Raw genomic sequence first — 13,290 nt, forward strand, 5'->3', positions numbered from 1 at the left:
GCGTCAGTCGCCCGAGCCTTCCCGCCACATATCCATTTTGCGCCGCTCGCGCTTTGTCGGACGGCCCGTTCCGGGTTCCCGAATGGGCGCCAGGGCCGTGGGCAGGCTGTCGGCCGATTTTTCAACGACGGGCGTAAGATCCTCGTAGAGGGTTCGCGCTTCCTCGGCCGGGCCGCGACGAATGCCCGGCGCCGATATCTTCAGAATGCGCACGGTTCTGTCCAGCGTGATCGTCAGCGTATCACCGAGACGAACCTGGTGGCTTGCCTGGTCGATCTTGTCGCCATTGACCCGGATGCGTCCGTTCTGGGCGAGCTTTGCTGCCAGCGTCCGTGACTTGACCACACGCGCGAAGAACAACCACTTGTCGATGCGCTGGCGGTCTTCGGTCATTGGCGCCTGCTACTTCCCAAGCTTGTCCTTGAGGGCTGCGAGCTTCGCGAAGGGTGAATCCGGATCGATCGGACGTTCCTTGCGGGGTGGCCGCGCCGCCATGGGGGCCGGACGCTCCGCATCCTTGCCCTTGCGATTGCCAGGGTGACCGCCGCGCTTTTCCTTGCCCTTGCCGCCCGGCGCATGATTGTCGCGGCGACGATGCTGCTGCTTGTCGCGTGCCGGCGGTTCGCCGCCTGCAGGCGTGGCGCCGGCCTCGGCAGTGCCTCCAACAGGCCGACGTCCACGACCCTGCTTCTGGCGCTGCGGCCGCTGCGTCTCCGGCCGGTTGCCGGCCGGTCGCCAGAGCAGCACGGGCTTCGGCTGCTCTTCTTCGCCTGCTTCGGCCGCGGCAACTGGTTCCGCCGGCGCTTCTGCGGCAGGGGCGGAAGCTTCGGTTTCCGTGGATGCCGATTCGGACGCTGGCTCGTCGCTGGCCGGCGTCTCCTGATCGTCGGTCGCGGTAGGCTGTGTCTCGGCGTCGGAAGTCGTTTCGGAAGGAGCCTCGGCGGCCTGTTCTTCGCTCGGCGCTTCCTGCCGAGCCAGGTAGGTGGCGGCCTCTTCGGCGCTCACTTCATCTGCGCGGTAGCCGAGGCCTTTCAGGATTTCTTCGATATCGCTGACCGTTGCGCCGAGAATCGACAGCATGGCGGGCGTCGTGGTGAAGCGGCGACCATCGTAAGCGCCTTCCGGACGACTGCCCGTTCCTGGCTTCCAGTTGAGGGCCGGACGGATCAGGTCTGCCAGACGCTCGAGGATATCGATGCGAACGGCACGCTTGCCGAGAAAGCGGAAGCCGGCGAGCTTGTAGAATGTGCGCTCGTAGCCGGGTTCTGTGACAACGGAGGTGCGGCCGGCAGCGAGGGCGGGGATGAGCTCGCCATAGCCTGGCTGGTCGATGCCGTCGTTCTTGAGGGCCCAGAGCAGCGTGATCAGTTCCGCCGGCGCAGGCTTCAAGAGGGCCGGCATGAAGATGTGGTAGGCGCCGAAGCGCACGCCATAGCGGCGCAACTGGGCACGGGCATCCTGATCGAGCGCCTTGACGTCGTCGGCGACATCGCGGCGGAAGAGCACGCCGAGCGCCTCGACCAGCTGGAAAGCGAGGCCGCGGCCGAGGCCGTCGATGTCCTCGGCGCGCGACAGATCGTCGAGCGGCTTGAGAACGGTTGCGATGTGGTGCTGAACGAAGCGCTCAATGCGTGCAGCCACATGGGTGCGTGCCGTGCCGCTCAGATGATCGTCGGCCAGAAGCACCACGCGCGGACGCAGCATGTCGTCGCCTGAGGTCAAGCGGGCAATCGGCTCGCCGACCCAGCGCACGGTCGCGTCGGAGCCGATCGCGAAGTCGCTGTTGCCGGCGGCGTACAGACGCGCAGCACGTGCTTCATATTCGATCGAAAGTGCCTTTTGCGCGGCGCCCAGGACGGCCTTGGCGTCCGGCCCCTCGGCTTCGCTGTCGGGGGTAAACCGAAAGCCGGCGAGCTGGCCGACAAGATGGCCCTCGACATAGACGTCGCCATCGACACTGATTTGAGCTTCGAGCATTGCATTTTCTCTCAGGCGCTTCATGAGAACGGATGTCCTGCGGTCAACGAAGCGTTTCGTCAACCTTTCGTGCAGAGCATCGGACAGACGATTCTCGATTTCTCGAGTCTTTTCCTGCCAGTGTGTCGGATCGGCAAGCCAATCCGGGCGGTGGGATACGTAGCTCCATGTCCGAATTTGCGACACACGGGCGGAAAGCGTGTCTATTTCGCCATCGGTGCGATCGGCGCGGCGGACCTGCTCGGCCATGAAGTCTTCGTTGACCGAGCCGAGCTGCACCAGATCGGCAAAGAGCGTCGCGATGAGGTCGGCGTGCTGTGCGGGCGCAATCCGGCGATAATCGGGCAGGGCGCAGGCATCCCACAGCCGGGCGACGCGCTCGGGCGTTGTCGCAAGATCGCGAATTTCCGGATAATTCACCAGATAATCAAGCGCCTGTTGATCGACCGCCGGCAGGGCGCGCGTCAGGCCCTGGGTGGGCGGCAGACGATCGAGCGAGCGACGGAGCGCCTGCAAATCGGCAAAATCCATGTCCTTGCTGCGCCATTGCAGGATGCGAACGGGATCGAAGACATGTGCTTCGATGCGCTCGACGGTTTCCTCGCCGAACGGATCCACCCGACCCGTGACGCCAAAAGTCCCGTCGCGGACATGGCGCCCCGCGCGACCGGCGATCTGGCCGAGTTCGGCAGGGTTCAAGGGTCGATACTGATAGCCGTCGAATTTGTGGTCCTGGGCAAAGGCCACATGGTCGAGATCGAGATTGAGGCCCATGCCGATGGCATCGGTCGCCACGAGATAATCGACATCGCCGTTCTGGTAGAGCTCGACCTGCGCATTGCGGGTTCTCGGGCTGAGCGCGCCGAGCACCACGGCGGCGCCGCCGCGCTGCCGGCGGATGAGTTCGGCAATCGCATAGACTTCATCGGCGGAGAAGGCGACGACGGCGGAGCGTCGCGGCAGGCGGGTGATCTTTCGCGCGCCGGCATATTGCAACTGTGACAGGCGTGGGCGCTCCACCACTGTCAGGCCGGGCAGCAGCTTTTCCAGAATGCCGCGCACGGTGTTTGCGCCGAGCAGCAGCGTTTCGTCCGTTCCGCGCAGATGCAGAATGCGGTCGGTGAAAACATGGCCGCGCTCGAGATCGCCGGCGAGTTGCACTTCGTCAATCGCGACAAAGGCTGCGCTGGTGCGGCTCGGCATGGCTTCCACCGTGCAGACGGAGTAGCGCGCCTTGGGCGGAACGATCTTTTCCTCGCCGGTGATCAGCGAAACGTGCTGTTCACCCACCCGGGCAGCGATCCGGCCATACACTTCCCGCGCCAGCAACCGCAAAGGCAGGCCGATGACGCCACTGCCATGCGCGATCATGCGCTCGATCGCGTAATGCGTCTTGCCGGTGTTGGTCGGTCCCAGGACCGCCGTCACACCCCGACCGGAAAAGACGGGTGGCTGGTTCTTTTCGGGCATCCGACGGTCGGATGTCACTGGTGAATGGGGCAAGGCGTCCTTCCTGCCCGAAACCGGACGTGGGCTTGGCAGCGCTCCATATGGGCCTGTTGCCGCCCAAATGCGAGCAGGTCCGTCAGGCGCCAAAAGCACAAGCACGATTGGGGCATCTGGAACAGGCGCGGAACGAAAGAACGACGAATCGCTGACTCTAACGGATTCCGGGTTTGTTCACCGCAACATCTATGCCGCGTGGCGGCTGGCGCGTCTAGATCGTGAATCTTTTGAAGCATTTGGCGGTTGATGTTGTCCGCACGGGAGAATGCGGGCGAGGACTCCGAATCGAGAGGGAGTCAAGCCATGCGGTGAAGGTGACGGGCCAGGTCGCGAGAAAGGGATCGGCCGCGAAAGCGCCCGATCCCGATGAGCGATAGATCGGTTTTCTCAGTAACCGCGCGGACAGGCTGCCACATACCGGCGGCCGTAGCTGTCGCGATAGTAGCACTGGCCCGGCTGTTCGGATGCGCGGCCGATCAAAGCGCCGGCTGCGCCACCAAGCGCTGCGCCGACGATCGCGCCTTCGGTATCGCCAACGGCCCCGCCGACAGCGCCACCGGCAACGGCACCGATCACGGCACCTTCCTGGGTCGGGGTGCAGGCGGCCAATGCGGCGGTCATAAGGATTGCAGACAGGATCTTTTTCATTTTGGTTTTCTCCGAGCGTCCCACTGCAAAAGTAATTACGGCAAGTGCTTGTTCCGTCAAGGAGCAGGATGACAGAGACTTTTGCCTGTCAGGCGCGACGCAGGTTCAAGCGCTCTGCCCGGAGCACGAGCTCGGCATCGCGGGCAAAGGCGTTCAAAAGGGGATTGAACAGCTGCGGCGCGTGCCAGAATGCGGCATGACCCGTTGCGGGGATCAGGTGGGAGCGATCACGCCACAGATTGGCGAAGGGGATCGTTTCGAGATAGCTCAAGCGAACAAATGGATCGAGGACGCCGTTGACGAGCGCGATCGGCATCGACGACGTTTCCACCAGTCGTCTCTGATCGGCGCCGTGTCCATGCATGAGGCTGCGCAGGAAATTGACGCGCAGGCGTCCGTCCGTCCGCGCAATCGTCGTCAGGAATTTCGGGTCGAACGCATCGCCGAAACACAATTGCGCGAACCGCGTCACGTCGCGTTCGGAGAAGTGGCGCTTGGAGGTGAGCAGGATGTCGAAGCTCGGCTGAAAACCGCGCAGCAGTCCGAGCGGGCCGAGCGAGACAGGAGGCGTGCCCGATAGCAAGAGAGCGACCGGGATGCTTGTGGTTGCTGCGATCTGCAGCGTTACATGGCCGCCAAGCGACCAGCCGAAGAAGACCGCTCTGCTGACGCCGATCGACGTCAGGGTTTCCGTGACGACGCCGGCCAAACCCTTCAACGTGTAGGTCTTGTCCGGTGTTGCGGCGTCCGAGGAGAGGCCATGGCCCGGAAGCTCGATCGCTACCAAGCGGTAGTGGCTCAAGATCGGGTCTGCGAACTGACGATGAAAGACGTCGATCGAGCTGCCGGAGCCGTGAAGCAGAACGATCGGCAAACCGTCGCCGCCGGTGTCGCGCACCCGCAGCGCCGCATCGCTTGTGGTTATCATCCGATCGATTGGCGCCATGGCCATTGTCCCATTCAGTAGCGTCCCATGTTGACACGAGGCCCTCTAGATTTCGTGTAAGGGAATGGTCAAGGAAGCGTTAGCAGAACGACATATTACGGTTGTGTTCAGAAAGCTGTGCTACTTCAGCATGTTGCGCTTGCCATCCCTGGACACCCCGGTTAGCGTCCCAAAACCGCGCCAGACAGTCGTTGATGATGAACAGTCAGACCCTCCTAGATCTCGCCAGCATTCTTCTCGGCCTCGTCGTCGTCGGTCAGTTCACCTGGGCGATGCGGTTTCATTTCACCACCGAAAAGATGCCGCCTGCCGCGAAGATGATTTCCGTGATCAGCATCGCGATGATCGCCCTTTTCATCTATCTGCTGATGACGCGCGTGCAGCCGGTCGGAGCCCATGTGGCAGGACTTTTGATGATGATCGGGGCATCGTTGCTGTTCGTCAGTGCGATCCGGGCATCGAAAAAGGCGCGGCTCTGGTACGTCTTCGAAGGCCGCAGCCCAAATACGCTCGTCACCGATGGGCCCTACCGATATCTTCGTCACCCGTTCTACGTCTCCTATCTGGTTCTGTGGTCCGGCTGGGCACTGACCACGTTCTCTCTCGTCTCGATCCTTCCGGTCATGATCATCGCGCTCGTCTATATGCGGGCGGCGAAGGGCGAGGAGGCGTCCATTGCCGCCTCGCCGCTGGCGCATGACTACGCTGCCTACAAGCGGCGCGCGGGTTTCTTCTGGCCTAAATTCGGCAGCTCTTCCTGATCGGCGGCAACCGCGTCCTCAATGAAGCGGGTAAAGGCATCGACCTTTGCCGGTAGCCGCTCATAGGGCGGATAAAATGCCGTCAGCCAGATCATCTCGGGCGGCCAATCGGGAAGCACCTGCACCAGGCGGCCATCAATGAGCGCCTCCTCCATGATGAAGCGCGGCAACAGCACGATGCCTTCGCCGGCGATTGACAGATCCGCCAGAAGCTCTCCGTTGTTGCAGGCAAGCTTCGAGGCGATGCTCACGTCGGCTCTCTCGTCGCCATTGCGCAGGCGCCAGATCTGCGGATCGTTCGAGTTCGAATAGGCGAGACAATTGTGCCGGGCCAGTTCCTGCGGCTTGGCGGGGCTGCCACGCCTGGCAACGTAATCCGGTGACGCTGCGAGCACGCGGGGCACCTCGCAGATCTTGCGCCAGATGGTGGAGCGATCGGTGGGCGGACCCGAGATGCGGAGGGCCATGTCGTAGTCGTCCCGCAAGATGTCGACGAAGCGATCGGTCAGGTCCATGGCCAGCGTCAGCTCCGGATAAAGGATGCGAAATCGCGCGATCGCATCCGGGAGGAAGCGCATGCCGAAGGATAGCGGGGCGCTGACCTTCAGCGTGCCGCGCAGCGTATGCTGTTCGTCGCGCACGGCGTCCGTCGCCTGGTCGATCTGGCGAACGGCCGTGCGCATGCGGTCTGCGTAGATGGCGCCGGGTGCGGTCAGCGCCACCTTGCGCGTGGTGCGCACAAACAGTTGCACGCCGAGTTCTTCTTCCAGTTCGGCCACCTGCCTGGTGACCACAGAACGCGACAGGTTCAGCGCCCGCGACGCATCGGCGAAGCTCGACCGTTCCGCGACCTCAAGAAAGATACGGCTGCGCTCGAGATGTCCCATCATTGCCTTCCAACTGTTCTGAATCTGGCAACAGATAATAGCAGATTATCGTACTAGAAAAGACAGTGGAAGATCGCGACATTGGGTCCAACAGTTCACATGCCCTCTCAGGCAGAAAGGAATTTTCGATGTTGAACGAGATCAGAGGCCTGCACCACGTCACGTCGATGGCTGCGGATGCACGCGAGAACAATCGCTTTTTCACCGACACGCTCGGCCTGCGCCGGGTGAAGAAAACCGTAAATTTCGACGCGCCCGATGTCTATCACCTGTATTATGGCGACGAAGTCGGCACGCCGGGTTCGGTCATGACCTATTTCCCGTTCCCGAACATCCGCCGCGGTCGCCCGGGCACGGGTGAAGTCGGAAAGACCGTCTTCGCCGTCCCGCAGGGTGCGCTGCCGTTCTGGAAAGAGCGTTTCCAGAAAATGGGCGTCAGTGGTCTAAAGGAAGAGGAACTCTTCGGCGAGAAGCGCCTGCATTTTGCCGGGCCCGATGGTGACGGTTTTGCGCTTGTTGAAACCAGCGACGACGACCGCCAGCCCTGGACCGGCAATGGCGTCGGTGACGATGTCGCGATCCGCGGGTTTCACTCTGCCGCCATGCGGCTGCGGGACGATGGCGCGACCGGCGAACTTCTGAAGTTCATGGGCTATAGCGAAATTGAAGCGCGCGACGGCGTTAAGCGGTTCGCGATCGACGGCGGCAACGGTGCACATCGCATCGACATCGAAACCATGCCGAACATCGCCCATGCGGACCAGGGTGCCGGCTCGGTGCACCATATCGCCTTCGCGGTCGACAATCGCGACAGCCAGCTGGCGGTGCGCAAGGCATTGATGGACACGGGATACCAGGTGACGCCGGTAATCGACCGGGATTATTTCTGGGCGATCTATTTCCGCACGCCTGGTGGAGTCCTCTTCGAAGTCGCCACCAACGAGCCGGGCTTCGAGCGCGACGAAGACCGGGCGCATCTCGGTGAAGCGCTCAAGCTGCCGCGCCAGCATGCGCATCTTCGCCCGTATCTCGAAAACACGCTGCAGAAGATCGACGGTGCAGCGGGAGCTGCTGCATGAGCCTGCAGTCCTACCAGCATCGCACCCGGCCTGGCGCGCCGGGTGCGCCGATCCTTTTTGCCTTTCACGGGACGGGCGGCGACGAGAACCAGTTTTTCGATTTTGCCGCCCGGCTGATGCCACAGGCAACGATCGTCTCGCCTCGTGGTGATGTGTCGGAGGGTGGCGCACTGCGCTTCTTCCGCCGCAAGGCCGAAGGTGTGTACGACATGGACGATCTGGCGCATCGGCGGGATGCTCTCGCTGCGTTCGTCGCTGCGCATCGCGATGAGGCCAAGGCGGGCGCCGTCTATGGCCTCGGCTACTCCAATGGTGCCAATATCCTGGCGGCCATGATGCTGGAGAACGGTGCGCTTTTCGACGGCGCCGTGCTCATGCATCCGCTGATCCCGTGGGCGCCGGCGGCCAATGCGGCCCTCAAGGACCGGGACATCGTGATTACGGCCGGCCGTCGCGATCCGATCTGCCCGCCGGCCGAGACGCAGGCGCTGGCCGATTACTTCTCGGCACAGGGCGCAGCGGTCAAGCTCGAATGGCACGAAGGCGGGCATGACATCCGTCCGAACGAAGTGGAAGCCGCTCAAGCCTTCGCGTCTCGTCTCGGGGTCAGTGCCTGAGTTCAGAACGTGTTCGACACAACGCAACGACGCGGCCTCGTACTGAAGCCGCGTCGTTCTTGTTTCTGGCAGGCTTGGTTTTGGTGTCAGGCAGGCCTGGCTTCGCCGACCGTGTCTGCCACGACAGCTCCCCGCTCGCCCATGCGACGGCCTGGACCTACGGTCGTGTCGTTCAAAGTCTGGTGCTCGATCTCGGCGTTCAACTGCGCGCCGACCAGCAGAATGATGACTGAAATCCAGGTCCAGGTCATGAAGCCGATGACGGCACCGAGCGAGCCGTAGGTGGCGTTATAATCCGCGAAATTCTGCAGGTAGAAGGAGAAGGCGGCCGAGGCAGCGATCCACACGATGGTCGCAAGCACCGAACCGGGGACGAGCCAGCGCCATCTCGCCGGCCGCCTGCTTGGCCCGAATCGGTAGACGAGCGTGATGCCGACTGCGATCATGGACAGTAGGATCGGCCAACGCAGCCATGCGATCATCAGATCGGCCTGACGTTCCAGACCCATGAAAGCGATGATCGCTGGCACGACACCCACTGTGAAAATCAGCGCGATCGCCACCATCAGACCGCCGAGCGTGAAGGCTGCAGAGAGGAGATTGAGCTTGATGAAGCTGCGCTTCTCTTCCTCCGCATAGACGATGTTCATCGCATCGAAGAGCGTCTTGATGCCGTTGTTCGCACTCCACAGCGCGATCATGAGACCGAGGATGAAGCCGAAGCTGAGCGCGCTGACATCCTGGGTGGCCAGAGCATCCAACTGGGTCTCGATGATGTCGAGTCCGCCGGCGGGCAAGAGCGACCCCAAAAAGGCGATGTGATCTGCGACCGTGACCGGGTTGGCGACGAGGCCATAGAGCGACACGAACGCAGCGAGCGCCGGAAAGAGAGCCAGCAACAGATAGAAGGTTGCCCCCGCTGCGACCAGCATGATGCGATTGGCGCCTATATTGTTCCAAATGCGCCATGCCACATCGAGCCAGCCATGCCGGGAAAGCTGCATCGGGTGGTCGGCGCGGCGACCGCGCGAAATGTGCGCACCATCGCTCCGCTCTTTATCCTGCTTGGCAGCGGTGGAAGCATCGATGATGCCGGTGCGTTCGTCGCCAAAATCGCTCACGCTGGTGTCCCCGGTTTGGTTGGCGCGATGTTTCGCATGTTGGTAGGATCAAGGTCCGGAGGGAAGGAATGTTCCGAACGCGCATCGCAGATGATCTGGATTTGCTGGTGCGCACCGTCGAGCCGGCGGACAAGGCGCATCTTCTGGCCGGGTTTTCCCATCTTTCGGAACGGTCGAGGTTCTTCCGCTTCCTGGGCGGTGTCACGCGGCTTTCCGAAAAGGATCTCGTCCGCTTCACTGCTCGATCCAACTCCGAGCACTGTGCGATCGGCGCGCTGAACATGAGCGTCGTTCCGCCTGACCCCGTCGCCATCGCGCGTTATGAACGGCTCGATACCGATCAGGAAAGCGCAGAGATGGCCGTGACCGTCATCGATGCCTATCAGGGTCGTGGAGTAGGCCCGTTGTTGATCGGCGCCATCGCCTTTTGTGCGGCGGAAGCAGGGATCAAGCGGTTCGTGGCTTATGTTCATCCGGAAAATCGCGGGATGATCCAGCTGATGATCTCCCTCGGCGCGCATATCGCGGATGCGGCCGAGGGGGAGATCACGTTCGACATGCCGCTGCATCGAGATGCAGGAGGCTATCCGGATACGCGGGCAGGAAAGCAGATGCGGCTGGCTTACGATCTGATGGCGCATCATGCGCCGGAATCAGCCGCTCGTCCGACGGGGTAGTCCTGATCTTTGTGCGTCGTATCAGCTCAGGCCGAGGAACGACAGGATGGCGATGACGATGACGACGAGGCCGACGATGTAGATGATGCTGTTCATTGTTTTTCTCCTTGCATTTCGACCGGGAGAACGACGGCCTGCGACGTTGGTTCCATTCGCAAATGGTAAAACACCGGCTTCGGTGGAGATTCACGAGTTTTCTGCGACGGCCTGTTCGAAAAGGGCAACGGGCTCGGATGTGGTCAGCCGCACCGGCGTGCCGATCGTCAGCAAGCTGTTGGTCGCCGCGATCGCCATAATCTCGGTTCCTCCGACGCGGACCCAGTAGAGCTGATCGTGGCCGCGGAACTCGCGGCCGATGACGACGCCGTTGCCATCTTCTGCAGGCGTCAGCACGAACTGCTCAGGTTTCACCGCCAGTCGCACATTGCCGTACATGGTCCGGTCGATGGCGAGGTCGCCGAAATCCGTCTGGGCGAGGAATCCGTTCGCGCAAGCGGGAACGATGTTGGAACGGCCGATGAAGCGCGCGACGAACTCGTCGGCAGGTCGCCGATAAACGTCATCGGGCGTGCTCATCTGAAGGATCCGGCCCGCGTGCATGACAGCGATGCGGTCGGCAAGCGCCAGCGCCTCCTCCTGATCATGCGTCACGAGGATGGCTGCGGATCCGGCCTGCTTCAGGAGCCGGCGGACTTCCTGGCGGGTCTCGACCCGCAAGGCGGCATCGAGATTGGAAAAGGGCTCGTCGAGCAGAACCAGAGGCGGTGCCGGCGCTAGCGTGCGGGCGAGCGCCACGCGCTGCTGCTGGCCGCCCGATAGCTGATGCGGCATCCGCTCGGCGAGATCGGCGAGGCCGACCATCTCCAGCATCTGCGCCGTTCTCTTCCGTTGATCGGCAACTGAGGCGTGTCGCAATCCAAAGGCGACGTTGGCCGCAACGCTCAGATGCGGAAAGAGCGCGTAATCCTGAAAGACGAAGCCGATGCCGCGCTTTTCTGGTGGCAGGTTCGTCACATCGCGGCCATTAAGGCTGATCGTGCCTGCGTCCGGCCGCTCGAAGCCGCCGGTCAGGCGCAGCGTCGTGGTCTTGCCGCATCCCGAAGGACCGAGAAGCGCAATGAGCTCGCCCGGCATGACCTCGAAGGACACGCCGGCGACTGCGGCGCCGCGCGCCGACGGAAAATGCCGCACGAGATCGCGCGCCGCGAGCAGCGGTCCCGAACTCCGATCAATGTCAGCTGTTTCAGTCATGTTTTGCTTCATGCCTGAGAACGACCCCGACAAACAAGCCGGAAAAGATGATGATGGCTGCGGCATAGGGTGCCGCATTGACCAACATGCCCTCGGATGTGCGGCTGAACAGCGTAATCGCAAGCGAACGGTATCCGGTCGGGGCCAGCAGGAATGCGATAGGCAGTTCCTTCATGGCGATGACGAAGACGAGCACCATGCCGCCGATCACGCCGCGCCGGATCAGAGGGAACACCACATGGGCGACCACCGAAAGCGGACTGTAGCCGAGCGAGCGTGCCGCTTCCTCAAGCGACGGGCGCGCGAGGTAGAGCGCCGCGCGGATCGGGCCAAGCGCCAGCGCCAGGAAGGCCAGCGAATAGGCGATCACGAGCAGCAGATGCGACTGGTAGAGCGGCCGCGCGAAGCCGAGCGAGATGAACACGAAGGCAAGCGCAAAGGCGAGCGGCGGTACGGCATAGCCGATGAAGGCCAGGCGGTTGATCGCGCTCGACAGCGGCGACGGATAGCGCACCGCCATGACGGCGACGGGCAGCGCCAGCGCACCGGCGAGCAGGGCGGAGGGGACCGCCACCGACACGGAATGCCAGAAGCTTGTCAGAAGCGCAGGCAGGCTCGGCAGCAGGGGCTCGGCCGAAAGCCAGAAGGCCAGAACCGACACTGGCAGGCCGAGCGAGGCGAGCGCCACGAGGGCGATGAAGCCCCAGGCGGCTACGGACGGGAGCGTGCTGAGCGAGGACAGGCTCGATCGCACGCCGGAGCCGGTGCCGGTGCGGGCGAAATGGGCACCTTCGCGCAGCTTGCTTTCCCACCAGATGACCGAGACCGCGATGGTGATCATGATCAATGCGAGCCATGCGGCATAGATGCGGTCGTAGGCAGCGGCGTATTGCGTGTAGAGCGCGTAAGAGAAAACTTCATAGCGCATTAGCGCAACCGCGCCGAAATCGCCGATCACATAGAGGCCGACGACGAGCCAGCCGGAAAACAGCGCAGGGCGCAGATAGGGCAGCGTAACCCGGAAAAAGACCTCACGGGGTGACGCGCCAAGTGCGCGCGCGCTCTCTTCGAGGCTTGCGTCGATGCTGCCGAGCGCCGCGCGCAAATTCAGATAGATGTAGGGATAGGTATAGAGGCTGAGAGCGAGCGTCGCGCCGAGCCAGCCTTGCGGCCTGGGAAAGGTCCAGCCGAAGAGCGTGTTCATGAAGCCGTAATAGCCGGATAGCCCGATCAGCGCATAGGCCATCACGTAGCCCGGAACCGCCAGCGGCAACACAACCAGAATATGCGCGATGCGCCGTCCCTTCAGGCTCGTGCGCGTGGTCAGCCAGGCCAGCGGCGCGGCAATCGCGGTCGCGAGAATGAGCACGCCGGCGACGAGTGCTGTCGTGTTCAACAGCAGTTGGCCGGTACGGGGCCTGAAAACGAGAGAAGCGACCGTGCCGAAATCGGCCTCGGTCGCGCGCAGCACGAGGTAGAAGATAGGGACCAGCATCGCCAGCCCCACCAGAATGGCGGGGATGACGAAGATGGCGGGCGCCGCGCGTTTGCGGCCGCCCGTCACAAGGGTTGTCACAGCAAGCCGACCTCACGGAGCAGGTTCAGCGTGCCTTCCAGATCGTCGATGTCGTTCAGGTCGAGCGGAGGCGATGCCAGGATGACGTCCTCGATGTTCGGCTCGATGCCGGCATTGTCGGCACCTTCGATGACACCGTATTCCTGATTGTCCTGCGCGAAATAGGTTTGGGCTTCTTCGGACAGGAGGAAGGCGACGAAATCTTCGGCCGCTTCCTTGTTGTCGGACGAGGCGAGAACGCCTG

At 62.7% G+C, this 13,290-nt stretch carries 13 protein-coding genes (1 of these 13 only partly in view); 4 read left to right on the forward strand and 9 right to left on the reverse strand.

Annotation, left to right across the window (positions count from 1 at the left end):
* Positions 1-3: 3 nt before the first annotated feature.
* The 4 genes from D5400_RS03830 to D5400_RS03845 all read right to left on the reverse strand — a co-directional run bounded on the left by D5400_RS03830 (position 4) and on the right by D5400_RS03845 (position 5,077).
* Positions 4-393 (reverse strand): RNA-binding S4 domain-containing protein, encoded by a 390-nt coding sequence (locus D5400_RS03830; protein WP_126007828.1) that lies wholly within the window; start codon positions 391-393, stop codon positions 4-6.
* 9 nt (positions 394-402) lie between these two features.
* A complete protein-coding gene (locus D5400_RS03835) occupies positions 403-3,447 on the reverse strand; it encodes a DEAD/DEAH box helicase (RefSeq protein ID WP_126012686.1) in 3,045 nt (1,014 codons plus the stop codon).
* Positions 3,448-3,870: 423 nt separating this feature from the next.
* The gene (locus D5400_RS03840) at positions 3,871-4,131 is read right to left on the reverse strand and encodes a membrane lipoprotein lipid attachment site-containing protein (protein ID WP_126007831.1); all 261 of its coding nucleotides are present in this window, start codon (positions 4,129-4,131) and stop codon (positions 3,871-3,873) included.
* 88 nt (positions 4,132-4,219) lie between these two features.
* A complete protein-coding gene (locus D5400_RS03845; RefSeq protein WP_164527779.1) occupies positions 4,220-5,077 on the reverse strand; it encodes an alpha/beta fold hydrolase in 858 nt (285 codons plus the stop codon).
* 194 nt (positions 5,078-5,271) lie between these two features.
* Here D5400_RS03845 and D5400_RS03850 point away from each other — a divergent pair, with 194 nt between their 5' ends.
* Positions 5,272-5,838 (forward strand): methyltransferase family protein, encoded by a 567-nt coding sequence (locus tag D5400_RS03850; protein ID WP_245451419.1) that lies wholly within the window; start codon positions 5,272-5,274, stop codon positions 5,836-5,838.
* Here the strand turns inward: D5400_RS03850 and D5400_RS03855 are convergent.
* The gene (locus tag D5400_RS03855) at positions 5,787-6,728 is read right to left on the reverse strand and encodes a LysR family transcriptional regulator (protein WP_245451420.1); all 942 of its coding nucleotides are present in this window, start codon (positions 6,726-6,728) and stop codon (positions 5,787-5,789) included. The two genes, D5400_RS03850 and D5400_RS03855, sit on opposite strands and share 52 nt — an antisense overlap.
* Before the next feature lie 125 nt (positions 6,729-6,853).
* Between D5400_RS03855 and D5400_RS03860 the strand changes: the two genes are divergently transcribed.
* Positions 6,854-7,804: a VOC family protein gene (locus tag D5400_RS03860; protein WP_126007835.1), complete on the forward strand. Its 951-nt coding sequence runs from the start codon at positions 6,854-6,856 to the stop codon at positions 7,802-7,804.
* Positions 7,801-8,421 carry an alpha/beta hydrolase gene (locus D5400_RS03865; RefSeq protein ID WP_126007837.1) on the forward strand — a complete coding sequence of 207 codons (621 nt, stop codon included), beginning with the start codon at positions 7,801-7,803 and terminating at the stop codon, positions 8,419-8,421. Before D5400_RS03860 ends, D5400_RS03865 begins: the two co-directional genes overlap by 4 nt.
* An 86-nt stretch (positions 8,422-8,507) precedes the next feature.
* On the opposite strand, the gene D5400_RS03870 is transcribed toward D5400_RS03865, so the two are convergent.
* Positions 8,508-9,542, reverse strand: coding sequence for a YihY/virulence factor BrkB family protein (locus tag D5400_RS03870; protein ID WP_245451421.1), 1,035 nt, complete (start codon positions 9,540-9,542; stop codon positions 8,508-8,510).
* 68 nt (positions 9,543-9,610) lie between these two features.
* Here D5400_RS03870 and D5400_RS03875 point away from each other — a divergent pair, with 68 nt between their 5' ends.
* A complete protein-coding gene (locus tag D5400_RS03875; protein WP_126007839.1) occupies positions 9,611-10,219 on the forward strand; it encodes a GNAT family N-acetyltransferase in 609 nt (202 codons plus the stop codon).
* 186 nt (positions 10,220-10,405) lie between these two features.
* Here the strand turns inward: D5400_RS03875 and D5400_RS03880 are convergent, their stop codons facing one another.
* The 3 genes in view from D5400_RS03880 to D5400_RS03890 are tightly spaced (each overlapping or abutting the next) and all read right to left on the reverse strand, a layout consistent with a single transcriptional unit that may run on beyond the window.
* Positions 10,406-11,470, reverse strand: coding sequence for an ABC transporter ATP-binding protein (locus D5400_RS03880; RefSeq protein WP_126007841.1), 1,065 nt, complete (start codon positions 11,468-11,470; stop codon positions 10,406-10,408).
* Positions 11,463-13,046 carry an ABC transporter permease gene (locus tag D5400_RS03885; protein WP_245451422.1) on the reverse strand — a complete coding sequence of 528 codons (1,584 nt, stop codon included), beginning with the start codon at positions 13,044-13,046 and terminating at the stop codon, positions 11,463-11,465. Before D5400_RS03885 ends, D5400_RS03880 begins: the two co-directional genes overlap by 8 nt.
* Positions 13,043-13,290, reverse strand: the 3' end of a protein-coding gene (locus tag D5400_RS03890; protein WP_126007843.1) for an iron ABC transporter substrate-binding protein. It continues 751 nt past the right edge of the window; the window shows 248 of its 999 coding nt (coding positions 752-999); its start codon lies off the right edge, out of view — the gene reads right to left on this strand; its stop codon occupies positions 13,043-13,045. The genes D5400_RS03885 and D5400_RS03890 overlap by 4 nt, the downstream gene beginning before the upstream one ends.

The sequence above is a fragment of the Georhizobium profundi genome, assembly GCF_003952725.1.
GTDB lineage: Bacteria > Pseudomonadota > Alphaproteobacteria > Rhizobiales > Rhizobiaceae > Georhizobium > Georhizobium profundi.

Coding starts and splice junctions, on each gene's coding strand:
- D5400_RS03830 (WP_126007828.1), bottom strand. CDS start 393: ATGACCGAAGACCGCCAGCGCATCGACAAGTGGTTGTTCTTCGCGCGT.
- D5400_RS03835 (WP_126012686.1), bottom strand. CDS start 3,447: ATGCCCGAAAAGAACCAGCCACCCGTCTTTTCCGGTCGGGGTGTGACG.
- D5400_RS03840 (WP_126007831.1), bottom strand. CDS start 4,131: ATGAAAAAGATCCTGTCTGCAATCCTTATGACCGCCGCATTGGCCGCC.
- D5400_RS03845 (WP_164527779.1), bottom strand. CDS start 5,077: ATGGCGCCAATCGATCGGATGATAACCACAAGCGATGCGGCGCTGCGG.
- D5400_RS03850 (WP_245451419.1), top strand. CDS start 5,272: ATGATGAACAGTCAGACCCTCCTAGATCTCGCCAGCATTCTTCTCGGC.
- D5400_RS03855 (WP_245451420.1), bottom strand. CDS start 6,728: ATGATGGGACATCTCGAGCGCAGCCGTATCTTTCTTGAGGTCGCGGAA.
- D5400_RS03860 (WP_126007835.1), top strand. CDS start 6,854: ATGTTGAACGAGATCAGAGGCCTGCACCACGTCACGTCGATGGCTGCG.
- D5400_RS03865 (WP_126007837.1), top strand. CDS start 7,801: ATGAGCCTGCAGTCCTACCAGCATCGCACCCGGCCTGGCGCGCCGGGT.
- D5400_RS03875 (WP_126007839.1), top strand. CDS start 9,611: ATGTTCCGAACGCGCATCGCAGATGATCTGGATTTGCTGGTGCGCACC.
- D5400_RS03880 (WP_126007841.1), bottom strand. CDS start 11,470: ATGACTGAAACAGCTGACATTGATCGGAGTTCGGGACCGCTGCTCGCG.